The sequence below is a fragment of the Acidovorax sp. BLS4 genome (assembly GCF_032929295.1).
Lineage (GTDB): Bacteria > Pseudomonadota > Gammaproteobacteria > Burkholderiales > Burkholderiaceae_C > Paracidovorax.
In genome coordinates this window covers 1,619,680-1,643,516 of sequence record NZ_CP136797.1, presented here as the reverse complement: position 1 = coordinate 1,643,516, position 23,837 = coordinate 1,619,680, and the positions used below count along the sequence as shown (strand labels likewise).

Annotated in this window: 17 protein-coding genes and 1 tRNA gene; 13 read left to right on the top strand and 5 right to left on the bottom strand. The window is 71.7% G+C overall.

Translation table 11 applies throughout. From position 1 onward, the window contains the following. The first annotated feature begins 211 nt into the window (after window positions 1–211). From R1Z03_RS07610 to R1Z03_RS07570, 9 genes are all read left to right on the top strand, one after another. Complete coding sequence (locus tag R1Z03_RS07610) at window positions 212–847, top strand: YitT family protein (protein ID WP_284431484.1); 636 nt, start codon at window positions 212–214, stop codon at window positions 845–847. 65 nt (window positions 848–912) lie between these two features. Next, entirely contained in the window at window positions 913–1,359 is a 447-nt protein-coding gene (locus tag R1Z03_RS07605; protein ID WP_317358370.1) for a hypothetical protein, read from the top strand. A 94-nt stretch (window positions 1,360–1,453) separates the two neighbouring features. Further along, on the top strand, window positions 1,454–1,822 hold the full coding sequence (locus R1Z03_RS07600) for a hypothetical protein (RefSeq protein WP_317358367.1): 369 nt from the start codon (window positions 1,454–1,456) through the stop codon (window positions 1,820–1,822). Continuing rightward, window positions 1,819–3,276 carry a TolC family protein gene (locus R1Z03_RS07595; protein ID WP_317358365.1) on the top strand — a complete coding sequence of 486 codons (1,458 nt, stop codon included), beginning with the start codon at window positions 1,819–1,821 and terminating at the stop codon, window positions 3,274–3,276. Before R1Z03_RS07600 ends, R1Z03_RS07595 begins: the two co-directional genes overlap by 4 nt. A gap of 1 nt (window position 3,277) precedes the next feature. Further along, window positions 3,278–4,684 carry a copper oxidase gene (locus R1Z03_RS07590; protein WP_317358363.1) on the top strand — a complete coding sequence of 469 codons (1,407 nt, stop codon included), beginning with the start codon at window positions 3,278–3,280 and terminating at the stop codon, window positions 4,682–4,684. A gap of 124 nt (window positions 4,685–4,808) precedes the next feature. Beyond that, complete coding sequence (locus R1Z03_RS07585) at window positions 4,809–5,342, top strand: DUF411 domain-containing protein (protein WP_317358360.1); 534 nt, start codon at window positions 4,809–4,811, stop codon at window positions 5,340–5,342. Beyond that, entirely contained in the window at window positions 5,339–5,785 is a 447-nt protein-coding gene (locus R1Z03_RS07580; protein ID WP_317358357.1) for a copper-binding protein, read from the top strand. Before R1Z03_RS07585 ends, R1Z03_RS07580 begins: the two co-directional genes overlap by 4 nt. A 34-nt stretch (window positions 5,786–5,819) precedes the next feature. Beyond that, window positions 5,820–6,830, top strand: coding sequence for a P1 family peptidase (locus R1Z03_RS07575; protein ID WP_284398801.1), 1,011 nt, complete (start codon window positions 5,820–5,822; stop codon window positions 6,828–6,830). Next, on the top strand, window positions 6,827–8,206 hold the full coding sequence (locus tag R1Z03_RS07570; RefSeq protein WP_284406152.1) for a TAXI family TRAP transporter solute-binding subunit: 1,380 nt from the start codon (window positions 6,827–6,829) through the stop codon (window positions 8,204–8,206). Before R1Z03_RS07575 ends, R1Z03_RS07570 begins: the two co-directional genes overlap by 4 nt. Here the strand turns inward: R1Z03_RS07570 and R1Z03_RS07565 are convergent. Next, window positions 8,193–10,580: a DUF1631 family protein gene (locus R1Z03_RS07565; protein ID WP_317358350.1), complete on the bottom strand. Its 2,388-nt coding sequence runs from the start codon at window positions 10,578–10,580 to the stop codon at window positions 8,193–8,195. The two genes, R1Z03_RS07570 and R1Z03_RS07565, sit on opposite strands and share 14 nt — an antisense overlap. Before the next feature lie 51 nt (window positions 10,581–10,631). Then, window positions 10,632–12,293 carry an energy-dependent translational throttle protein EttA gene (ettA, locus tag R1Z03_RS07560; protein ID WP_317358347.1) on the bottom strand — a complete coding sequence of 554 codons (1,662 nt, stop codon included), beginning with the start codon at window positions 12,291–12,293 and terminating at the stop codon, window positions 10,632–10,634. A gap of 401 nt (window positions 12,294–12,694) precedes the next feature. Here ettA and R1Z03_RS07555 point away from each other — a divergent pair, with 401 nt between their 5' ends. From R1Z03_RS07555 to R1Z03_RS07545, 3 genes are all read left to right on the top strand, one after another. Then, complete coding sequence (locus tag R1Z03_RS07555) at window positions 12,695–14,545, top strand: DEAD/DEAH box helicase (protein ID WP_317358344.1); 1,851 nt, start codon at window positions 12,695–12,697, stop codon at window positions 14,543–14,545. Window positions 14,546–14,604: 59 nt separating this feature from the next. Further along, entirely contained in the window at window positions 14,605–15,678 is a 1,074-nt protein-coding gene (locus tag R1Z03_RS07550; RefSeq protein ID WP_317358341.1) for an endonuclease/exonuclease/phosphatase family protein, read from the top strand. Between the two features lie 150 nt (window positions 15,679–15,828). Beyond that, the gene (locus R1Z03_RS07545) at window positions 15,829–17,718 is read left to right on the top strand and encodes a M14 family metallocarboxypeptidase (RefSeq protein WP_372588243.1); all 1,890 of its coding nucleotides are present in this window, start codon (window positions 15,829–15,831) and stop codon (window positions 17,716–17,718) included. Between the two features lie 166 nt (window positions 17,719–17,884). Here R1Z03_RS07545 and ybaL read toward each other — a convergent pair whose 3' ends face one another. After that, window positions 17,885–19,630, bottom strand: coding sequence for a YbaL family putative K(+) efflux transporter (ybaL, locus tag R1Z03_RS07540; protein ID WP_317358334.1), 1,746 nt, complete (start codon window positions 19,628–19,630; stop codon window positions 17,885–17,887). A gap of 225 nt (window positions 19,631–19,855) precedes the next feature. On the opposite strand from ybaL, the gene R1Z03_RS07535 reads away from it, so the two are divergent. Further along, window positions 19,856–19,932: transfer RNA gene (locus R1Z03_RS07535), tRNA-Arg, on the top strand. A 97-nt stretch (window positions 19,933–20,029) separates the two neighbouring features. Here R1Z03_RS07535 and R1Z03_RS07530 read toward each other — a convergent pair. Together R1Z03_RS07530 and R1Z03_RS07525 are read right to left on the bottom strand one after the other, a co-directional pair. Then, complete coding sequence (locus tag R1Z03_RS07530) at window positions 20,030–20,236, bottom strand: hypothetical protein (RefSeq protein ID WP_272568429.1); 207 nt, start codon at window positions 20,234–20,236, stop codon at window positions 20,030–20,032. A 195-nt stretch (window positions 20,237–20,431) separates the two neighbouring features. Beyond that, complete coding sequence (locus tag R1Z03_RS07525; RefSeq protein ID WP_317358331.1) at window positions 20,432–23,821, bottom strand: PAS domain S-box protein; 3,390 nt, start codon at window positions 23,819–23,821, stop codon at window positions 20,432–20,434. Window positions 23,822–23,837: the final 16 nt, after the last annotated feature.

Genomic DNA, 23,837 nt, shown 5'->3' with positions numbered 1-23,837 from the left:
CCACCGGCCGGCACGGGGAGGGACCGGCCCGTGGCCTTGCCGGCTTTCGCGATTTGAACGTCGCGCTTCGCACATTCGCGTGCGGGCGCAGGCGGCCCGTGGGGTAATCATGGGTTCGACACCCCCTAGAATCCGCCCCATTTCACCGGTACCGGGCCGCCAGCCACTCGAACGGCCCCCGGTCCCCGGCCACGCCGCCTTCTCTTCCCGCATGAGCACCCCCGCCCCGCCCACCCCGACATCCCCGCCGACCATGGTTCCCCACACCGCCACCGAAGACACCGCCGCCCTGTTCACGGGTGTGCTGCTCATTTCGGTGGGCGTGGGATTTTTCGGCAGCGCCGGCCTGCTCACGGGCGGCACGGCGGGGCTGGCCTTTCTGTTGCACTACGCGACCGACATGGGCTTCGGCAAGCTCTTCTTCCTGCTCAACCTGCCGTTCTACTGGCTGGCCTGGCGCAAGATGGGGCGCAGCTTCACCCTGAAGACCTTCGTGGCCGTGGTGCTGCTGTCGGTGCTGACCGAGGCCCAGCCGGGCCTGATGGAATTCGTCGCGCTGCAGCCGCTCTATGCCGCGGTGGCGGGCGGGCTCATCACGGGCACGGGCTTTCTGGTGCTGTTCCGCCACCGGTGCAGCCTGGGCGGCATGGGCATCCTGGCGCTGTACCTGCAGGACCGCTACGGCTGGCGCGCGGGCAAGGTCCAGATGGCGGTGGACTGCTGCATCGTGCTGCTGGCGCTGTTCACGGTGGACCCCATGCGCGTGCTCTGGTCCATCGCGGGCGCCGTGGCGCTCAACCTGGTCGTGGCGATGAACCACCGCCCGGGCCGCTACATGGCCATGTAGCCGGCGCAGGCTCCGCCCGGAACTCCCGCAGCGCGGGGCTATCATTCCCGCCTATGCGCCGCGGCATGTTCCTCTTTCTCATCGTGCTCATGGCCCTTCGGGGTCTGGCGGGCAATGCCATGGCGGCCGGCATGCTGCCGGCGGTGGGCACGGCGGCGCACGCGGCCCATGCAGCGGCCGAACCGCGATCCGGCACGCCACCGGCGCACACCCTCCACACCGCCGCACCCTCCGATGCCGCGGCGCTGCCGCCCTGCCATGGCGAGGCCAGCGCCCCGTCGGCCGAAGCCGCGCAGGCGCCCCACGGTGGCACAGGCGATGCGTCCCCCCACACCAGCCACCACGCCCATGACGGCGGTTGCTCGGCCTGCGGCATCTGCCACTCGGCCATGCTGACGCCCCCGCTGGCGGACCCCGCGCGCACCGCGCTGCCCCGCGCGCCCCTGCCCCTGGCAGAGCGCCGCTTTGCCAGCGCCCTGACCGCGCAGGCCATCAAGCCACCCATTTCCTGAGCCCCGACGCCCGAAGTGCGTCCGCGATCCGCACCCGCCACCGGCGGCGCGCGGATCGGTGGCCGCTGGTTTCGCCCTTGCTCAGGAGATCGCCGTGCGCGCCCCCTCATCCCTTTCCGTTTGTTCTTCGCTCCTGCGCGGTGCCCTGGCCGCCGCCGCGCTCTTGCCGCCATGGCCGGCCCTGGCCCAGGCCCCAGGGCCGGTAGCCGACCCGCTGGCACCTGCCGGTGCGCTGGTCCACCGCAGCGTATTCACCGCCACCGCGCCGCCCGTCGAAACCGGCACGGTGGCCTGGCGCGATGCGCAGGCCGCCGTGGCGGCCACGCCGCGCGGCCATGCCGACATCGTGGCGTGGGAAGCCCGCCAGGCCGCGCCCTCGGCGGCATCGGCAGCGCCGGCAGCAGGCCACGGTGCGCACCACCACCCGCCGTCCGACCCCACGCCCGCGCGGGGGACGCCATGACCGCGCCCCGCACCGCCGCCTGGGGCGCGCTGGCCGCCGCCCTGCTGCTGGCCGGCTGCGCCAGCGTGTCGCCCGACGGCCTGCGCAGCCAGGTGCAGACGCTGGCCGATGGCCGCAGCGCCGGCGTGGCCGCGCCCGCGCTGCCCTCCGCCGACCCCGCTGCGCGCGCACAGGCCGACGCGGCCATTGCGCAGTGGCTGGCCGGGCCGCTCGCCGCCGACGACGCCGTGCGCATCGCCCTGCTGCGCAACCCGGGCCTGCAGGCGCGGCTGGCGGCCCTGGGCGTGGCCGATGCGCAGCGCGTGCAGGCCCTGACCCTGCCCAACCCCACGCTCACGCTGGGGCGCTTTCGCAGCGGGCACGAGCGCGAGATCGAGCGCACGCTGGGCATGGGCCTGATCGATCTCGTCACCCTGCCCTGGCGCACACGCTGGCAGGGCCAGCAGATGGAGCAGGCCACGCTGGACGCCGCGCAGGACGTGGTGCGCCTGGCCTTCGACACGCGGCGCGCCTGGCTGCGCGCCGTGGCGGCCGAGCAGGTGGCGGCCACGCAGGAGCGCATGCATGAGGCGGCCGACGCCGGTGCCGAACTGGCGCGCCGCATGGCCCGCGTCGGCAACTGGAGCCGGCTGCAGCAGGCCCGCGAACAGGCGCTGTGGGCCGACAGCGCCGCCCAGTTGGCCCGCGCGCGGCTGGACGCCGCCACCGAGCGCGAGCAGCTGTCGCGGCTGATGGGCTTGTGGGGACCGGATGCGCACTACACGCTGCCCGACCAGCTGCCCGACCTACCGGCACAGCCCGAGGCCAGCGAAGGCATCGAGGCCCGGGCCCTGCGCGAACGGCTGGACGTGCGCGCCGCGCGGCTGGAGCTGGACCGCGTGGCAGACACCGAAGGCTTTGCCGGCGTGGCCCCCTGGGCCGGCGGGATCGGCCTGGCCTACACCCGCAACACCACGACCGAGCAGGACACCGGCCACGCCGACGTCAAGCGCGGCTGGGAGGTGGAACTGGCCGTGCCCCTGTTCGACTGGGGCGGCGCCGCACGCTCCCAGGCCCGGGGCCGCACGCTGCAGAGCGCGGCGCAGCTGCAGGACGTGGCCCTGCGCGCCCGCAGCGAGGCGCGCACCGCCTGGCTGGGCTACCGCACCGCCTACGACCTGGCGCGCCAGCAGCGCGACGCGGTCGTGCCGCTGCGCCGCTTCATCAGCGAGGAAACCACCCTGCGCTACAACGGCATGCTCGCCAGCGTCTGGCAGATGCTCACCGAGGCCCGCGCCAGCAGCCAGGCCGTGGCCGGTGCGCTGCAGGCCCAGCGCGACTTCTGGCTCGCCGAGGCCGACCTGCAACGGGCCCTGGCCGGCACCTCGGGCGGTGCGTCCAGCGCCGTCGCATCCGCCGCCCTGCCCGGTGCCGCCGCCGGCCGCGCCGCCAACCCCGAATCCCAAGGCCACTGACATGAAACGCCGCCACTTCTTCTCCGGCGCCGCCACCGCCGTGGCCGCCGCCTCCGTGGGCCGCGCCGCCCTGGCCGCGCTGCCCGAAATCCCCCAGCACGGATCGGCCGACACCGCCGTGCCGCCCGCGCCGCCCACCGGGCGCCCGTTCCGCCCCGTGGTCACCCTGAACGGCTGGAGCCTGCCCTGGCGCATGAACGTCGGCGTGAAGGAATTCCATCTGGTCGCCGAGCCCGTGGTGCGCGAGTTCGCGCCCGGCTTCGTGGCCCACCTGTGGGGCTACAACGGGCAGAGCCCCGGTCCCACGATCGAGGTGGTCGAGGGCGACCGGGTGCGCATCTTCGTCACCAACCGCCTGCCCGAGCACACCAGCGTCCACTGGCACGGCCAGCGCCTGCCCAACGGCATGGACGGCGTCTCGGGCCTGAACCAGCCAGCGATTCCCGCGGGCAAGACTTTCGTGTACGAGTTCACCGCGCGGCGCCCGGGCACCTTCATGTACCACCCGCATGCCGACGAGATGACGCAGATGGCCATGGGGCTGATGGGCCTGTGGATCACCCACCCGCGGCTGGATGCGCGCGGGCGCCACCCGCTCATCGCCACGGCCGACCGCGACTACGCCTTCCTGCTCAACGCCTTCGCCGTGGAGGCCGGCACGCGCACGCCGCGCGTGAACGAGATGACCGACTTCAACATCTGGGCCTGGAACAGCCGCGTGTTCCCGGGCATCAGCCCGCTGGTCGCGCGGCGCGGCGAGCGGGTGCGGGTGCGCGTGGGCAACCTCACCATGACCAACCACCCCATCCACATCCACGGCCACGAATTCGAGGTGACCGGCACCGACGGCGGCGCGGTGCCCCCCGGCGCCCGCTGGCCCGAGGTGACCACCGACATCGCCGTGGGCCAGATGCGGCAGATCGAGTTCGTCGCCGACGAGCCCGGCGACTGGGCCGTGCACTGCCACAAGAGCCACCACACCATGGGCGCCATGGGCCACGACGTGCCCACCATGATCGGCGTGGACCACCGGGGGCTGGTGGCGAAGATCCAGAAGATCGTGCCCGATTACATGGTGATGGGCGAGCGCGGCATGGCCGACATGGGCGCCATGGAGATGCCGCTGCCCGAGAACACCCTGCCCATGATGACCGGCACCGGCCCCTACGGCCCGCTGGAGATGGGCGGCATGTTCAGCGTGCTCAAGGTGCGCGAGCACCTGGCCGCCGGCGACTGGCGCGACCCGGGCGACTACGTGCAGCCGCCCGGCACCCAGGCCTGGGAATGGCAGGGCGCCGCGGCGGACCTGCCCCCCGCGCCGGCGGCACCGGCCGCCTCCACCGCGCCGCAGGCCGGGGCCGCCACCGTGCGCAAACCGGGCCCAGGCGGCACCGGCCACGCCCATTGACCGGCCATGCAGGCACTCTTTTTGCTATTAATTAAATAGCAATATGCCCTAGAAGAATATGCACTGGAGCCGTTTTTTACTTGAAACCCGGGTGGACACCCCCACCCACCGAAAGGACCCTGCCATGCCCCTGACCCCTCCCGCCGCTGGCGGCACCCCGACCCCGCTGGCCGCGCGCCGCCGCACCCTGCACGGCATCGCCGCCTGGGGCGCTGCCGCCGCCCTGCCCTGGCCGGCCTTCGCGGCCGGCCCGCAACCCACCGCCATCGAGGTCTGGAAGGATCCCAGCTGCGGCTGCTGCCAGGACTGGGTGGACCACATGCAGGCCAACGGCTTTCGCGCCACGGTGCATGAGACCGGCAACGCCGCCGTGCGCAGCCGCCTGGGCCTGCCACAAAAGCTGGGCTCGTGCCACACGGCACTCGTCGGCGGCTACCTCATCGAGGGCCATGTGCCGGCCGCGGACGTGCAGCGCCTGCTGCGCGAGAAGCCCAAGGCCCTGGGCCTGGCCGTGCCCGGCATGCCGGTGGGCTCGCCGGGCATGGACGGCGCGATCTACGGCGGGCGCAAGGACGCCTATGACGTGCTGCTGGTGGCGCACGGCGGCGCCAGCACCCGCGTTTTCAGCCACTACCCGCCATCCAAGGAGCCCGCATGACCCGCCGCCCCTCCACCCCTGGCCGTGCCGCCCTGTCCCCCTTCATCGCCGCCATCGCCTCCATCGCCGTCTTTGCCCTGGCGGGCACGGTCCCCGCGCAGGCGTCATCGCACGGCCAGGCCGGGCACGGCGGACACGATGGACATGCCGGCCACACCGCCGCGGCAGCCGCCCCGTCCGATGCGGCGTCCGCTGCGGCCACCGCCACCGCGGTGGACGCCGAACTGTCCCAGGGCGAGGTCGTGCGCTGGGATCCGTCGGCCGCCCGGCTCACGCTGCGCCACGGCGAACTGAAGAACCTCGCCATGCCGCCCATGACCATGGTGTTCCGCCTGCAGGATCCGGCGCCGGACCTGCCGCTCGCGCCCGGCACGCCGGTGCGCTTCCATGCCGAGAGCCAGCGCGGCGCGCTCGTCATCACCCGCATCGAGGCGGCCCGCTGAAGGCCGCCGGCGCGGCGCCATAATCGCCGCCCATATGACCGCAGCAACCCGTTCGGCCAGCGACGCTGGCAGCATCACCCGCGTGGCGGGCATCGAGGTCGGCCACTACACCGACGCCCGCCGCCCCACGGGCTGCACCGCCATCCTCGCGCGCGAGGGCGCCGTGGGCGGCGTCGACGTGCGCGGCGCCGCGCCGGGCACGCGCGAGACCGACCTGCTCGCCCCCTCCAACCTGGTCGAGAAGGTGCATGCCATCGTGCTCGCCGGCGGCAGCGCCTGGGGCCTGGAGGCCGCCACCGGCGCCGTGCGCTGGCTGGAGGAGCGCGGCGTCGGCCTGGACGTGGCCGTGGGCCGCCTGCCCATCGTGCCGGCGGCCGTGCTGTTCGACCTGCTGGTGGGCGACATGCGCATCCGCCCCGACGCCGCGGCCGGCTATGCCGCCTGCGCCGCCGCATCGCGCGACGATCCGGCCGAAGGCAACGTGGGCGCGGGCACCGGGGCCGCGGTGGGCAAGCTCTTCGGCATCGGGCGCGCGATGAAGGGCGGCATCGGCACGGCCTCGGTGTCGCTGGACGGCATCACCGTGGGCGCCCTGATCGCCTGCAACGCCGTGGGCGACGTGGTCGACCCGCACACCGCCCGGCCCGTGGCCGGCGCACGCTCGGAAGACGGCCAGCGGCTGATGGACACGCGGCGTGCGCTGCTGGGCGGCGTGCCGCCCGAGCCCGTGCTGCCCGGCACCAACACCACCATCGGCGTGATCGCCACGGACGCGGTGCTGACCAAGGCCCAGGCCCATCGCCTGGCCGTGTCGGGCCACGACGGGTTGGCGCGCAGCATCAACCCCGTACACACCCAATTGGACGGCGACACGCTGTTCACCCTGGCCACCGGCGCCACGGGCCGCCACGCGGGCATGCTGGTGCTGGCCACCATGGCGGCCGAGGCCGTGGCCCGCGCCACGCTGCGCGCCGTGCAGGCCGCGCAGTCCCTCACCACCCACGAAGGCCTGTACCTGCCGAGCGCGGCGGACCTCGGTCGATGAACGCCCTTGCCGCCCGCTCCCGCACCGTCACGCGACGGGTGCACACGGCGCTGCTGAACCTGCGCGACCTGATCCTGTCCGCCGGTCCGCTCGCCTTCCTGGCGGTGGGGCTGCTGGTGCTGGCCTACTGGTGGCTGCAGCCCGCGCCCCCGAAGCGCGTCACCCTGGCCACCGGACCCGCGCAGAGCGCCTATGCGGACTTCGGCCAGCGCTACCAGAAGGCGCTGGCGGCCGACGGCATCGAGGTCGTCCTGCGCGAGACGGAAGGCTCGTCCGCCAACCTGCAGTTGCTGCGCAGCGGCGAGGCCGACCTGGCCTTCGTGCAGGGCGGCACCGGCGAACTGCGGCCCGAAGACGCCGACGCCCTGGAATCGCTGGGCAGCCTGTTCGTGGAACCGGTGTGGATCTTCTACCGCACCGAGGCCGCGCGCCGCGTGGTCAAAAGCGGCCGGCTCGACAGCCTGGCGCAGTTGCGCGGCCTGCGCGTGAACGTGGGCACCGCGGGCAGCGGCGTGCCCACGCTGATGGAAAAGCTGCTGGAGGCCAACCGCATGGAGCCCCGGGCGCTGCGGCTGTCCGAGCTGGGCCAGACGCCGGCGACGGTGGAGTTCCTCGCGGGCCGGCTTGACGCGCTGGTGTTCGCCTCGGCGCCGCAGTCGCTCATGGTGCAGATGCTGCTTCAGACGCCGGGCGTGCGTCTCATGGACTTTCCGCAGCACGAGGCCTACGGGCGGCGCTTTCCGTTCCTCACGCCCGTCACGCTGCCGCGCGGCGTGGTGGACCTGGCCGGCAACGTGCCGCCCGCCGACGTGCGGCTGGTGGCCTCCACCACGTCGCTGCTGGCGCGCGAGGGCACGCACCCGGCGCTGCTGCAGCTGTTCGCGCAGAACGCGCAGTCCCTGCACGGCAGCGCCGGCTGGTTCAACCGGGCTCGCGAGTTTCCGAGCACCCGCCACAGCGAGCTGCCCATCGCCGCCGAGGGCGAGCGCGCCATCAACGAGCCCGCGCCGCTGCTGCAGCGCTACCTGCCTTTCTGGATGGCCAACCTGATCGAGCGCATGTGGCTGGTGCTGGGCATCCTGCTGGCCGCCATGCTGCCGCTGTCGCGCGTGGTGCCGCCGCTATACCAGTTCCGCGTGCGCTCGCGCGTGTTCCGCTGGTATGGCCGCCTGCGCGAGATCGAGGACGAAATGGACGCCGGACAATCCGCGCCCCAGGCGCTGCACGAGGCCCTGGACCGGCTGGAGGCGCAGGTGGAAAAGGTGAGCGTGCCGCTGTCGTATGCCGACGAGCTGTACGCGCTGCGCAACCACATCCAACTGGTGCGCAAGAAGCTGCGCGCGGCGCCGGGCGGCGCGCCGGCTAGCGCGGCCTGACGGGCTTGCCGGCGCCCTTGCCGCGCTGCGCGCGGCCGTGGGCGGCCGCCACCGCGGGCGGCGGGCCGGGCAGCACCCGCAACGCTCCTTCGGCCATCAGCTTGTCGCGCATGCGGCGCGTCATCGACTGCGTGCTGCCGTCGGCCGCGGTGAACAGGAACAGCGTGTGGTGCGGGCTCGACCAGGTCAGCTGCGTGTGCACGGCGCGCTGGTTGGAGATCAGTTCGACCCAGCTGCCCAGCGGAAAGTCGTTGGTGGCCTCGGCGCCGCTGGCGGCGGCATCGCCCCCCTCGTCGGCCACGCCGGGTTCGTGCAGCGAGCCATAGAGCGATTCCGGCGGCACGATGGTTTCCATGCCGTCCGGCTCTTCGGCGGACGCATCGGCCGGCTGCAAGGCCAGGCTGGCGGCGCGCTCCATCGCGGCCTGGTGCAGGCCGGCGATGCGCTCGAGCACGGCGCCCGCCATGGCCTCGGCATGGCCCACGCTGTCCAGGCCCTGGCGCACGGTGCCGAGCATGCGCGTGACGGTGCCGCCCAGCCGCTCGGGCTCGGCCGCGGCCACCTCGGGCTGGGCGATCCAGAACAGTTCGGGCACCAGGGCGAGGTAGCCGCCGGGGTCGCCATCGGCACTGCCGGGGTCGTCCATCTGCGCGAGCGCCACCACGTCGGCCCAGGGACCGGCGGCGAAATCGAGAATGTCCCGGGGCACCTGGTCCGCCCCCGCCAGCGCGCGGATGTCGGCCGCGATGCGCTTGGACAGGGCCTCGCGCTGCTGCACGCGCAGGGCGGCCTGCCGCTCGGCCTCCTGGGCCTCGCGCAACTGGCGCTCCTGCGACGCCCAGGCCGATTCGAGCGCCGTCAGCACGGTGGCGAAGGTGTCGGCGTCCTGGCTTTCGCTGGTGGCCAGGTGGCTCACCGCCTCGTCCACGAGCCGCATGAAGCGGTCGAAACGGGGGTCGGCATCGGATTCGAAGTCCAGCGCGCGCTGCGTCAGCTCGTCCAGCAGGCGGCGCGCGGGGTGTTTGTCGTCGGTGAAGAACCGCCGGTCGTGCCGCACCAGCTGCTTGATGGCGGGCCGCAGGTTCTGCACGGCCCGCTGGATGGGCGGGGGCAGCCGCTGGTCCTGCGCGATGTTGTCCATCATGCGGCTCACCACCTCGGTGGCCGTGCGCGACGGCGAGGGCGGCGCGGGGGCCGCGACCGGCGCCGGGACCGCGACGGCCGCAGCGCCGCTCCAGGCCCCCAGCGCCGCGGGCTGGCTGCCGGCCAGCCGGCCGACGAGGCGCTCCAGCTGGGCGATGTCTTCCATCGCCTCGGCGGCCGCCGCGGAACTGGGCGCGAAGTAGTCCGAGCCACCGGCACCCATCTGCGAGCTGGCCGGACCACCGCTGCGGGCCTCGGCCCAGGCGGCCGGCTGCGAGGGCACGCCGCCGAACGCGGCGACGGGCGCCATGCCGTAGGCGAAGGCATCGCCGGAACTGGCGAGCATCTGGCGCAGCATGCCCACGGTCAGCAGGGCTTCCTCGGCCTCGGCGGCGAGCGGCATGCCCAGCGAGGCCGGGCCGCCACCGCCGCCCATGCCGCCGGGCATGCCGTACTGGCTGGGGTACGCGCCGGGATGGGGCGCGCCGTAGCTGCTCGCCGGGCCGCCGTAGCCGCCGCCGTGGCTGCTGGGGTAGGCGCCACCGTAGCCGGTGGCACGCCCCGTTGACTGGCCGGCCTGACCCGCCACCGCATAGCCCACCGGGACGATGCCGTTGTCGCGAAGGCTCTGGGCGGCGGTTTGGTAGACGGAGACGAGTTCGTCGCCCAGCACCTTGCGCATGTGGGCCATCCACACCTGGCGGACCTCGGCGGACACGCCCGTGTCGCCCACCACCTGCTGCAGGGCGCGGATGTAGTTCTCGGGGCGCAGGGGATTGCGCTCGGGCTGCACGCGCTGCAGGCCCTGCGCGGAGCTGACCAGGGTGTTGAGCTCGGCCAGCGTGGCCTCGGTGGCATGCACCGCGATCTGCTGGGCCCGCGACAGCTCGACCTGGGCCAGCACCTCGGACTCGTCCATGAGCGACAGCTCGCCGAAGTCCATGCCCGTTTCGTCGCCCGGACGCGCGCGCGGGTTGGAGGGGCCTTCGGCGAACACCTCCAGCAAGGCCATGGGGTAGGCCTTGGCCAGGGCGTCCTCGTACTGCTTGATCAGCCGCAGCGCATCGGCCAGCAGCGTGCGCTGCTGGATGTTGCGCTCGGTGGACTCATCGCTGGCCAGCGCCCCCTGGGTCACGCTGGTCAGCCGTCCCATCAACGCCTCGCCCTGCCGCACCGCGTTGACGACGCAGGCACGAAAGACCGTTCTGGACCGGGACGCGGGCAGGGACATGGTGGCGGGCGAGGAAAAGCGGCAGCAGCGACGATCCTAACGGGTTGTTGCTTACTTGAGTGCCTTGTAACGCATGCGCTTGGGCTTTGCGCCCTCTTCGCCCAGGCGTTTTTTCTTGTCGGCTTCGTATTCCTGATAGTTTCCGTCAAAGAACACCCACTGGCTGTCGCCTTCCGCGGCCAGGATGTGCGTGGCGATCCGGTCCAGGAACCAGCGGTCATGGCTGATCACCAGCACGGTGCCGGCGTATTCCAGCAGCGCGTCTTCCAGGGCGCGGAGGGTTTCCACGTCCAGGTCGTTGGAGGGCTCGTCCAGCAGCAGGACGTTGCCGCCCGCGATCAGCGTCTTGGCCAGGTGCAGGCGCCCGCGTTCGCCCCCCGACAGGCTGCCGACTTTCTTTTGCTGGTCCGAGCCGTTGAAGTTGAAGCGGCCCGCGTAGGCGCGGCTGGCCATCTGTAACTTGCCGACGTTCAGGATGTCCAGGCCGCCGGAGATGTCTTCCCACACGGTCTTGTCGTTGCCCAGCTCGTCGCGGTGCTGGTCCACGAACGCCATCTTGACGGTGGAGCCCACCACCACCTGGCCGCTGTCCGGCTGCTCGCGGCCGGCCAGCAGCTTGAACAGCGTGGACTTGCCGGCGCCGTTGGGGCCGATGATGCCGACGATGGCGCCCGGGGGAATGCTGAAGCTGAGGTTGTCGATCAGCACGCGGTCGCCGAAGGACTTGCTGACGTTATGGAACTCGAACACCTGCTGGCCCAGGCGCTCGGCCACGGGGATGAAGATTTCCTGCGTTTCGTTGCGGCGCTGGTATTCGAAATCGCTCAGCTCCTCGAAGCGGGCCAGGCGCGACTTGCTCTTGGCCTGGCGGGCCTTGGGGTTCTGGCGCGACCATTCCAGCTCCTTCTTCAGGGCCTTGGCGTGGGCTTCCTCGCTCTTTTGCTCCTGCGCCAGGCGGTCGCCCTTTTGCTCCAGCCAGGTGCTGTAGTTGCCCTTCCATGGAATGCCGCGGCCGCGGTCCAGCTCCAGGATCCATTCGGCGGCGTTGTCGAGGAAGTAGCGATCGTGGGTGATGGCCACGACGGTGCCGGAAAAGCGCTTGAGGAACACTTCCAGCCACTCGACCGACTCGGCGTCCAAGTGGTTGGTGGGCTCGTCGAGCAGCAGCATGTCGGGCTTGGACAGCAGCAGGCGGCACAGGGCCACGCGGCGCTTTTCGCCACCGGACAGCAGGCCGATCTTGGCGTCCCAGGCGGGCAGGCGCAGGGCGTCGGCGGCGATTTCCAGCTGGTGCTCGGAGTCGGTGCCGGCCGTGGCGATGATCGCCTCCAGCTGGGCCTGCTCGGCCGCCAGGGCGTCGAAGTCGGCGTCTTCGGCACCATAGGCCACATAGACCTCCTCCAGGCGCGCCTTGGCGGCGAACACCGCGCCCATCGACTCTTCCACGCTCTCGCGCACGGTGTGCTCGGGGTTGAGCTTAGGTTCCTGCTCCAGGTAGCCGATGGTCAGGCCCGGCATCGGAATGGCTTCGCCTTCGATTTCCTTGTCCACGCCGGCCATGATCTTGAGCAGCGTGGATTTGCCCGAGCCGTTCAGGCCGAGCACGCCGATCTTGGCGCCGGGGAAGAACGACAGGGAGATGTCTTTCAAGATCTGCCGCTTCGGCGGCACGGTCTTGCTGACGCGGTTCATCGAATACACGTATTGGGCCATTGGCTTTCTTTCCTTAGATGGGGGCTGCGCTGCCGGGGGTGCACGAGCGGCCGGGGAGGCCTGCCGGAAAAGCGCGTTCAGGCGGATTATCGGATGCTTTGGCGCCGGCGCTTTCGGCAACCCCGCAACGCGGTGCCCGCGCGCGACAGTTTGCCCCAGGGGCGGCCCGCCCGCGCCGCCTGCGTAAAGCCCCGACCGCCGGCGGGCATCTCGTGCCACAATAGCGCCCAGCCACCGGCTCCAGTGATCGGTGGCCTCAGCAACCTGCTGGGGACGACGAAGCCGCCATGCGGTGTTCTGGCTCCCATTCGTGAATCCCATCTGCCTTGACTGGCCGCAGCCCCGACATGGGTCCTGCGACAGGCCGATGCCCCCAGCGCCCGGACAGGGCGTTTCCTTGAATGAACTTTGACGAACTGAATCTGGCCCCAGCCATTCTGAAGGCCGTGCACGAACAGGGTTACGAAACCCCGACCCCCATCCAGGCACAGGCCATCCCCGCCGTGCTCGAGGGCCACGATCTACTCGCCGGCGCACAGACCGGCACCGGCAAGACCGCCGCCTTCACCCTGCCCATGCTGCACCGCCTCTCGCAGGGCACGGCCCCCAAGAGCAAGTTCGGCGGCAAGGGCGTGCGCGCCCTGGTGCTCACGCCCACGCGCGAACTGGCCGCCCAGGTCGAGGAATCCGTGCGCGACTACGGCAAATACGTCGACATCTCGTCCACCGTCGTGTTCGGTGGCGTGGGCATGAACCCGCAGATCGACCGCATCAAGCGCGGAGTGGACGTGCTGGTCGCCACCCCCGGCCGCCTGCTGGACCTGCAGCAGCAGGGCTTCCTGGACCTGTCCACGGTCGAGATCCTGGTGCTGGACGAAGCCGACCGCATGCTGGACATGGGTTTCATCCACGACGTGAAGAAGATCCTCGCCCTGGTGCCCAAGGACAAGCAGAGCCTGCTGTTCTCCGCCACGTTCAGCGACGAGATCCGCGAGCTGGCCAACACGCTGCTCAAGAACCCGCAGAGCATCCAGGTCACGCCGCGCAACACCACGGTGCAGCGCATCACGCAGGTGATCCACCCCGTGGGCCGAGGCAAGAAAAAGCAGGTGCTGCTGCACATCATCCAGGAGCACGACTGGAGCCAGGTGCTGGTGTTCACCCGCACCAAGTTCGGCGCCAACAACGTGGCCGAGTTCCTCACCAAGAACGGCGTCAACGCCATGGCGCTGCACGGCAACAAGAGCCAGAGCGCCCGCACGCAGGCCCTGGCCGGCTTCAAGAGCGGCGACATCCGTGCGCTGGTGGCCACCGACATCGCGGCCCGCGGCATCGACATCGATGAGCTGCCGCACGTCGTCAACTACGAAATCCCCAACGTGTCGGAAGACTACGTGCACCGCATCGGCCGCACCGGCCGCGCGGGCGCCAGCGGCCAGGCCGTGAGCCTGGTCTGCATGGACGAAGAGGGTTTCATGATGGAGATCGAGCGCTTCACCAAGCAGGAGATCCCGGTCCAGATCCTCGACGGCTTCGGCCCCGAGCCCGGCGAGAAGGCCGAGCCCATCGCCATGGGCCGCCAGACCATCTGGGGCGGCGCGGGCAAGCCCCCGAGCCGCGAAGTCATGCAGGCCGCCGCCAAGGCCGCCCGCAGTGAAATGATGGACCGCATCCGCACCAACAAGGCCACGCAGGGCGGTGGCGGCGGCGACCGGGGCGGCAAGCCCGCAGGCGGCGGCGCACGCTCCGGCGGCGGCCCCCGCGCCGCGGCCGGCGAAGGCGGCGGCAATGGCGCTCCCCGCGGGCGCGGCGGCAACGGCCCGCGTGCCGGCGGTCCTGGCGGCAATCCCCGCGGTCCCGGCGCGCAGGCGGCCGGACGTGGCGGCCGCGGCCCCGGCGGCGGCAATGCCGGTGCTGGCGGCTACGGCGGTGGCAACGGCGGCGGTGGTGGCGGTGGCGGTGGCAACCGCTTCGACGACGGCCAGCCGCGCCGTGAGAACGCGCACCTGGGCACCCAGACGGGCGGCCACCTCGGCGCCCCCCGCCATGCCGGTACCGGCGGCGGCCAACCCGATCCCATGCGCACGAGCGTGGACAGCATGGCCGGCTCCGGCCGCCGCGGCGGCGGTGGCTACCGCAGCGGTGGCGGCGGTGGTGGTGGCGGCTATGGCGGTGGCGGCAACCGCGGCAATTCCGGTGGCGGCTCGCGTGGCGGCCCCCGGGGTGGTGGCGGTGGCGGCTACGGCCGCTGAAGCACCGGCCCCGCCCGTGCACGGCCGCAGCCGGCCCGCGCCCCGATCCTGAGGAACGCATGCGCCCTGCCGATCCCGCGCGGCCCATGGACACCTTGCTGGTGTCCACCTGCAACACCCTGAACCTCGCCCTGCCCGGGCGGGTGTTCTATCCCAACCAGGACGCCTACACCCAGGCCGAATTCGAACGCAAGGTCGATTGGCTCGGCGGGCGCCTGCGCGCGCTGAATGCCGATGTGCTGGCCGTGCAGGAGGTGTGGGACGAACAGGCGCTGCAGACGGCCATCGGCCGCAGCGGCCTGCGCTACGACTTCGTGAGCGTGCCCGGCGCCGAGAACACCGGCGCCTCGCACGGCGCCCAGGGCACGCCGCGCGTGGGCATCGCCACGCGGCTGCGCGTCGAATCGCTGCGCTCGATAGCGGAGTTTCCGCCCGCGCTGGCGGTCGATGTGCCGGGCCTGGGAACGCACCACCGGTTCGAACGCCCGCCCCTGCTGGCCACCCTGCGCATGAAGCACGGCCAGACGGTGAACGTGGTCACGGCGCACCTCAAATCCAAACGCCCCAAGTTCCTGCTCGACGCCCTCGGGCAGCCACTGGAGGACCGCGACGACCGCAAGGTCGCGGCCCTGGCTTCGCTGCGCTCGCTCATCATGCGCGGCGTGGAAGCGGCGGCGCTGCGCTGCCTGGTCGTGGACCTGCTGCAGCGCACCGACGTGCCGCTGGTGCTGCTGGGCGACTTCAACGACACGCCCGACAGCGTGACCACGCAGCTCATCTGCGCGACCACCGAGGTCGCCTACGACCGCAGCGCGCGCGACGTGGCCCTGTACAACGCCTACGACGTGCAGGGCGACGCCGCCCTGAAAAAGGACGTGGCCTACTCGCACATCCACCAGGGCATGCCCGCGGTGCTGGACCAGATCCTGGTCAGCGAGGAGTTCGTGCCCAGCGCCCGGTCGGGCCCGAACACCGGCGACGTGCGGCGGGTCGATTACTTCAACGACCACCTGCACGAGGGGCGCGACCGCACGCGCTCCGACCACGGCTTCGTCCGCGCCTTGCTGCGCCTGCCGATGCCCGCCACCACGCCCACGAGGCCCACGACATCCGCCGTGCCGCCTGCGGCCTGACCGGCGACCGCCGTCCGCCGCCCGGCCGCGCCGCCGCGGCCCTGCGCGAAAACCCGGCAGAGCCGCGTGTTTGGCCGACAGGCCCCGTCTGCAACGCCGGGTAACATCGGCGCAGCCCCATAGCAGCCCCCTTGGCCGGACCCACAGACCATGAAACAGCCCATTCCCCACCAACGTGCCCTTTCATCGCCTCCCCTGGCCGGCCCTGCCGGCGCGGAGCCTTGGAAAGCGCGCACCTTGTGGACTTGCAGCACGGTCCTCGCCTCGGCCGTGCTGGCGGCATGCAGCAGCACCCCGCTGCCGCCCTGGCCCTCCTCCGCGCCGCCCCAGGCCACGGTGCCCGCGGCGCCCCGGCCCCAGACCGCGCGCGTGGTGCCGCCGCCGCTGGGCACCCAGCGCGCCGAGGTCGTCACCTCGCCGGTGCTGTCCACCCCGATCATTCCCAGCGCGGAGCCCTCGCCCGGCGCCACGCCGCCCGCCGCGGCCGCGCCCCCGGCCGACCTGCCCTACAGCGCGGCGGTCGCCGCCCGCTTCCCCGCGCCGGCCGTGCACTACGACACCCCTGGCCTGGCCGACGGGCGCCGCGCCTTCACCACCAATGCCGAGGCCGCCCAGTGGCTGCGGCAACTCGCCGCCACGCCGCAGGGCGCCACCAAGGCCACGGTGCTGGACCTGGGCATGTCCCAGCGCGGCACGCCCCTGCAGGCCCTGGTGCTCACGCATGCGCCCAACACCGACGTGGCCAGCCTGGATGCGAGCGGCAAGCCCACGGTGCTGCTCATCGGGCAGCAGCACGGCGACGAGCCCGCCGGCGGCGAAGCCCTGCTGGTGATGGCGCGCGAACTGTCGCAGGGTCTGCTGGAACCGCTGCTGGACCGCATCAACGTGGTCGTCGTGCCGCGCGCCAACCCGGACGGCGCCGAGGCCGGCACCCGCGCCACGGCCAACGGCACGGACATGAACCGCGACCACCTGCTGCTGAACACGCCCGAAGCCCAGGCCCTGGCGCGGCTCACGCGGGACTACCGCCCCATCGCCGTGCTCGATGCGCACGAATACACCGTCGCCGGCCGCTTCCTGGAGAAGTTCGGCGCCATCCAGAAGTACGACGCGCTGCTGCAGTACGCCACCACGGCCAACGTGCCCGAGTTCCTCACCAAGGCGGCGCGCGAGTGGTACCACCAGCCCATGGCGGCCGCTCTGCAGGGCCAGGGCCTGACCAGCGAGTGGTACTACACCACCTCCACCGACCCGCAGGACCGCCGCGTGTCGATGGGCGGCACGCAGCCCGACACGGGCCGCAACGTGAACGGCCTCAAGAACGCCGTCAGCCTGCTGGTGGAGACGCGCGGCGTGGGCATCGGGCGGCTGGACATCCAGCGCCGCGTGCATGCCCAGGTGACCGCGCTGTCCAGCGCGCTGCGCAGCACGGCCGAGCGGGCCGGCAACCTGGAGCAGGTGCGTTCGTTCGTGGTGCGCGACACCGCGGCGCAGGCCTGCCGCGGCCAGGTCGCCATCGAGGCGGGGCCGACCGCCACGCAGCGCGACCTCGTCATGCTCGACCCCGCGACGGGTGCGGACCGCACCGTGCGCGTGGACTGGAACTCGTCGCTCGAATTGCGCACCGTCGCCTCGCGCCCCCGCCCTTGCGGCTACTGGCTCTCGCCCACGGCGGGCCAGGCGGCCGAGCGGCTCAAGCTGCTCGGGCTGCAGGTCATGCGGGTGGCCGAGCCGGGTTCGCTCCTGAGCGACAGCTACCAGGAAACCGGCCGCGAGGAAGGCGTGCGCCAGGACGTGCGCGGCACCATCGCCGGCCAGCAGGACATCACCCGCGTGCGCGTGACCACGGTGCGCACCGCCATCGACGTGCCCGAAGGCAGCTACTACGTGCCGCTGAACCAGCCCCTGGCCAACCTGGCCGTCGCCGCGCTGGAGCCCGACACGCAGAACAGCTACTTCGCCAACCACCTGATCCCGGCGCTGGGCGACACGGCCCGGGTCATGGCCACGCCGTCGCTGGTGTTCGAAGAGGCTGACTGAAGCCGGGGAAAGACAGGCGCGGGGCCAGCGCCACGGCGTCGGCCAGCCTGCAGACGACCTAACGGCAGACGGACAGACGGGATGAGGCGCGCCAAGGCCCCTGCAGATCGCTACAAAAATAGTAGCAATATGCCCTAGTCAATCATGCCGTGGAGCCCGATTTGGCTCAAACCGAAGCGTGCCGCTCCTCCATCGCGCCCGGCGCCGTCGCCTCGGCCTGGCGCTCGCCGGCGCGGCCCAGCACATGCGTGGTCATCGCCGCGGCCAGCGCCTCCTCGCCGAGGAACACCTTGGCCACGCCCTCTTCCTGCTCCAGCAGCCGGGCCTCGGCCTCGTTGTGGCTGCGGACCACGGTTTCGATCTCCGGGTTGAGCGTGCGCGCCGTCGCGATGATCTGGCGCACGTCCAGCGTGTTCGGCGTGGCGATCACCAGCATGTGCGCCCGGGCGATGTGCGCCTGGATCAGCACGGCCGGCTCCACCGCGTCGCCGTAGACCGCCGCCATGCCGCCGTTGCGCAACGTCTCCACCAGGTCGCGGTTCTGCTCGGCCACGACGAAGGGAATGTCGCTCTCCGACAGCGCCGCCGCGATACGCCGTCCCACGCGGCCGTAGCCGACCAGCACCACCTGGCGCGCGAGGTACCGGCGGTGCGTGCTCAGGGGCAGCTCCGCCAGCGGGTCGTCGCGCTGCTCCAGCCGGCGCGCCAGGGCCGAGCGGGCGCGCAGCCAGTCCTGCAGCGGGGCGATGGCATGGAACAGCAGCGGGTTGACCGCGATCGAGATGAGCGCACCGGCCAGCACGAGGCTGGCCCCTTCCGGCGGCAGCAGCCCCAGCGACGCGCCCAGGCCCACCAGGATGAACGAGAACTCGCCGATCTGCGCCAGGCTGGCCGACACCGTGAGCGCCGTGTTCAGCGGGTAGCGGAAGGCCAGCACCAGTGCGGCCGCCGCGAGCGTCTTGCCCAGGATGATGATGGCCACCACGGCCAGCACCTGGAAGGGGCGCTCCACCAGCACCCAGGGGTTGAACAGCATGCCCACGGAGACGAAGAACAGCACCGCGAACGCATCGCGCAGCGGCAGCGACTCCTGGGCGGCGCGGTGGCTGAACTCCGACTCGCGCATCACCATGCCGGCGAAGAACGCCCCTAGCGCGAACGACACGCCGAAGAGCGCGGCGGAGCCGAAGGCGATGCCCACCGCCGCCGCCACCACGCACAGCGTGAACAGCTCGCGCGAGCCGGTGCGCGCCACCTGCCAGAGGATCCACGGGAACACCCGCCGCCCCACCACCAGCATCAGCGCGACGAAGCCGCCCACCTGCGCGATGGTCCAGCCCAGCGCCTTCCACAGCTCGCCCGTGCTGCCCGCCCCGGCGGTGCCGTTCAGCCACTGCGCCAGCGGCGGCAGCAGCACCAGGACCAGCACCATGGCCAGGTCCTCCACCACCAGCCAGCCGACGGCGATGCGCCCGGTGTACGAATCCAGGATGCCCAGCGTCTCCAGCGCCCGCAAGAGCACCACGGTGCTGGCCACCGACAGGGCCAGGCCGAACACCAGCGCCCCGCCCAGGCCCCAGCCCCACCACAGCGCCAGGCCCATGCCCAGCAGCGTGGCCACCGCCATCTGCACCAGCGCCCCGGGCACGGCGATCTTGCGCACCGCCAGCAGGTCGCCCAGCGAAAAATGCAGCCCCACACCGAACATCAGCAGCATCACCCCGATTTCCGCCAGCTGGCTGGCCATTTCGCCATCGGCCACGAACCCCGGGGTGAAGGGGCCGATCACCACGCCCGCGAGCAGATAGCCCACCAGGGCCGGCAGGCGGATCCGGGTCGCGATGAAGCCCAGCACGAGCGCCAGGCCCAGCGCCGCGGCAATGGTGTTGATGAGTGAGAGGCTGTGCGGCATGGGGTGATGGGGGAGCGGGCGCACCCGATGGGCGCCTGCCCTTGCGTTATACCCGCAAGCCCCCGGTTGCCGCAAAACGCCAGGGGCCAAAAAGACCGGGGAGGCCCCGGCAGGCAGGTATCATTCACGCCTCGCACGGACCCGCCTGCCATCGTCCCGATGTGCCACACGGCGTCCAGTCCGTGCTGCAGGGCCTGCAGGCCCCGCGTCTTTTTCTTTTTCCGTCTGCCCGTAGCTCAACCGGATAGAGCAATTGCCTTCTAAGCAATAGGTCGGGGGTTCGAGTCCCTCCGGGCAGGCCATCCATTCCCAGTGAAAACCGCTTTCCGGCAGTAGCGTCAGGGAAGAATCAACCACCCGCTACACGCGGATCGCGCCTGCGTTGTCGCCCCCCTGGCTTCAGCCTTGGGCCTGGGTTTCGAAACGGCAGCTGTCGCCGTATTGGTATTCGGATGCGGCAGAGCGGAAGGCCTGCTGGCCGTCTCCGTCGATGGCGCCATCGCCTTGTTGCCACTGGAGGCCGAAGCCGCCGAATTCCCCCATCTGGGCGGAGGGGACGCTTTCGCCGAAACGCAGCGGCGAGGGAACAGCCGGGTTGGAAAACATGGGAAAACCCTCCAAAAACAGACCCGTCGTCTGGGGCTGCCATTGGGCGCCCGCACCGCAGAGCGGTGCGTCGGAAGGCCGGGCCGGCCGGCGTAGGCGCAATCCGACACCACCCGCGCCCCGCCCCCTTCTCCGCCGGCTGGCGGATCAAAGGCGGATCACGGTCCGGTGGCCGGGCGGAATGCGGCAGACGGGCTACTGCGGCGGGGCCTGCCGTGCCGGCGCATCCGGCAATGCGGCGCGGCGCGATTCCAGCCGTTCGACCAACTGGGCGGCCAGGAACTGCAGCATCTCCACCTGCCGGGCCTCCAGTTCCCGCGGCACCCGGTCGATCACGCACAGCGTTCCGAGCGCCTGCCCGGTCGAGGTGATGAGCGGCGCGCCGGCATAGAACTTGATGTTGGGCTCGCCTGTGACCAGCGGGTTGTCGGCAAAGCGTTCGTCCCGCGAGGTATCGCTCACGATCATCACGCTTTCCGGCACCTGGATCGCGTGGGCGCAGAAGGAATGCGCGCGGGGCGTCTGCCGCGCTGCCAGCCCCACCTTGGCCTTGAACCACTGCCGGTCGGCATCCACCAGCGAGACGAGCGCGATGGGCGTCTGGCACAGGGCCGCCGCCAGCCGGGCGAACTCGTCGAAGGCCGCTTCCTCGTCCGTGTCCAGGATGCGCATGGATTCCAGTTCGGCCTGGCGCAGCAGTTCCGACTGCGCCGCATCCGCCGCGGCCGATGGGGGCAGTGCCGCGCGCACCTTGCGGCGGCGCGGCCGCGCGGCGTCCGCGCCGCGGTGGATGCTGTCGTGCAGCACCTGCGCCAGTTCGTCCAGCGAATAAGGCTTGGGCAGCAACGTGAAGCCATGGTCGGGGCTTTGCGCCAGCACGTAGCTGTAGCCGCTGGACAGCACGATGGGGAGGGCCGCGCCGTAGCGCTGGCGGATCTCGCGGCCCAGCTCGATGCCGCTCATGCCGGTCATGACGACGTCGGAGAACACCGCCACGAAGCGGCCCGGGCCGGCCTTCAAGGCCTCCAGCGCCTTCTCGCCGCTGGCCGTGACCACGGTGGTGTAGCCCAGTTCGTGCAGGGTCTGCTCGACGGATGCCGAGACTTCCGCGTTGTCCTCCACCACCAGCACGCAGCCACCGTTGCCCAGGGCCAGCCGGTCGTCGCCTTCGGCGGCCTGCGCGTCGTAGCCGGGGCGCGCGGCCCGCGGCAGGTACAGGGTGAAACGGCTGCCCTCACCCAGCGTGCTTTCCACACGGATGTCGCCGCCGGACTGCTTGGCGAAGCCGAACACCTGCGACAGGCCCAGCCCCGTGCCGTGGCCCACGCCCTTGGTGGTGAAAAAGGGCTCGAAGATCTGCGTGAGGTGCTCGGGCGCGATGCCCGTGCCGCTGTCGATGATGGACACGGCCACGAATTTGCCCGGCACCGCGGGCTGCGACTGCAGCGCGGGAATCTCGGACACGGCCCGCACCTCGATGGTGAGCTTGCCGCTGCCCTGCATGGCGTCGCGGGCATTGACGGCCAGGTTCACCAGGGCGGTGTCGAACTGGCTCGGGTCGGCATGCACGAAGCAGGCCGTCTCCGCCAAGTTCAGCTCGATCTCGATGCGCGCGCCCGCCAGGCTGGCGATCATGTCGCTGACCGCCCGGGTGTTGTGCCCGGCATCGAACACCGTGGGCTGCAGGGCCTGGCGCCGCGCGAAGGCCAGCAGCTGGCCCGTGAGCTTGGTCGCCCGCGTCACCGCGTTGGAGATGGACTCCATGAAACGGTGGCGCCGCTCGTCGGTGAGCTGCACGCGCCGCAGCAGGTCGATCGACGTGCGGATGACCGCCAGCACGTTGTTGAAATCGTGCGCGACCCCGCCGGTGAGCTGGCCGATGGCTTCGAGCTTTTGCGACTGGCGCAGCGCCTCTTCGGCCGTGCGCTCGCGCGTCACGTCGCGCGCCACCGCATGGACCAGGCCCTCCTCGGGCACGGCGGTCCAGCTCAGCAGGCGGTAGCTGCCGTCTTCCTTGCGCCAGCGGTTCTCGAACACCAGCGTGGGCGCGCCGGCCTCCAGCCTGGCCAGTTCGGCGGCCATGCCCTCGGCATCTTCGGGGTGGATGAATTCGGCCACGGCATGGCCGGCCATCTGGGGCTTTTCCCATCCCAGGAGGCGCGTGGCGGCGGGATTGACGGCGGCGATCACGCCCTGGAAGTCGCACACCAGCATGAGTTCGCGCGAGAGCGCCCACAAGCGGTTGCGGTCGCGCACGCTTTCGGCCTGCACCAGCTTTTGCTCGTGGATGTCGGTGCTGGTGCCGATCCACCGGCTGATGGCCCCGCCCCCCGTTTGCAGGGGCAGCGCCCGCACCAAGTGCCAGCGCATCTCGCCGTCCGCGCGGCGGATGCGGAACTCGGTTTCATACTGCTCGCCGGAGGCGACGCTCGCCTGCCACAGCTGGGACACCGCCGGCAGGTCTTCGGGGTGCACGAGGCTCTTCCATCCGTCGCCATCCAGCGTGCCCGGTTCGGCCTGGCTGTATTCATACACCCGGTCGTTGAACCAGTCCAGCTGGCCATCGCTCCGGGCGGTCCACACGTGGCTGGGGAGTGACTGGGCGAAGGTGCGGAACTCCGCCGCGCTGTCGGCCACCGCCTGCAGCGCCGCCTTGCGGTCGGTGATGTCCTGCACCACACCGACCATGCGAACGATCGCACCGTCCGGGCTGCGCACGAATTCGGCCTTGCGGGCGATCCAGCGCAGGGCGCCATCGGTGGCGCGGCGGATGCGGTACTCCACATCCAGCGGGGCCGATTCGGCGTTGCGGGTTTCGCGGGCGGAGCGCACCTCGGCGTCCTCGGGAATCACCAGCGCCTCCAGCGCCTTGGCGGGGATGGTCTCGGCCTCGGGCACGCCGAAGATGCGATAGAACTCGCGCGTGCCGTACAGCAGGTCGGTGGCCAGTTCGAGGGAGAACGTGCCCACGCCGCCCGCCTTCTGCGCGCGGTGCAGGCGTTCTTCGGACTGGCGCAGCGCCTCGGCCGCGCGATGCTGCTCGGTGCGGTCGCGCAGCACCTTCACGAAGCCGATCGGCGTGCCGTCACCATCGCGGATCGGCGTCATCTCGCCGTTGGCCCAGAAGCGCTCGCCGGATTTGCGCACGTGCCAGCGCTCGTCGGTGCCCACGCCCCGCGTGAGCGCGGCCTGCATTTCCATCTCCATGCGGTGCGCGGCGCGGTCCTCGGGGGTGAAGATCCGGGCGGCGTCGTGGCCCAGCATTTCTGATTCCGTCCAGCCGAGCACGCGGCGGGCCCCTTCGTTCCACCGCGTGACCTGGCCCTGCAGGTCGAAAGCGATGATGGCGTAGTCGATGGCGCTGTCCAGGATCTGGCGGTTGCGGATGTCGGTATCCGGCAAAGGTGCCGATGGCGCGGCGGCCTCGCTCCACTGCGCGATCGCGGCCTGCACGGACTGCGGCCAGTGCACGGCGGGCCCCAGGGGGGTCAGGGACCAATCGAACTCGGAGATCGCTCGCGCGTCGGGGCGGCTACCCGGGGAATCGGCAGAGCCGGCGGCCGCTGGGCCGGGGACGGTGTGCATTGAGAAAAAACCTTTG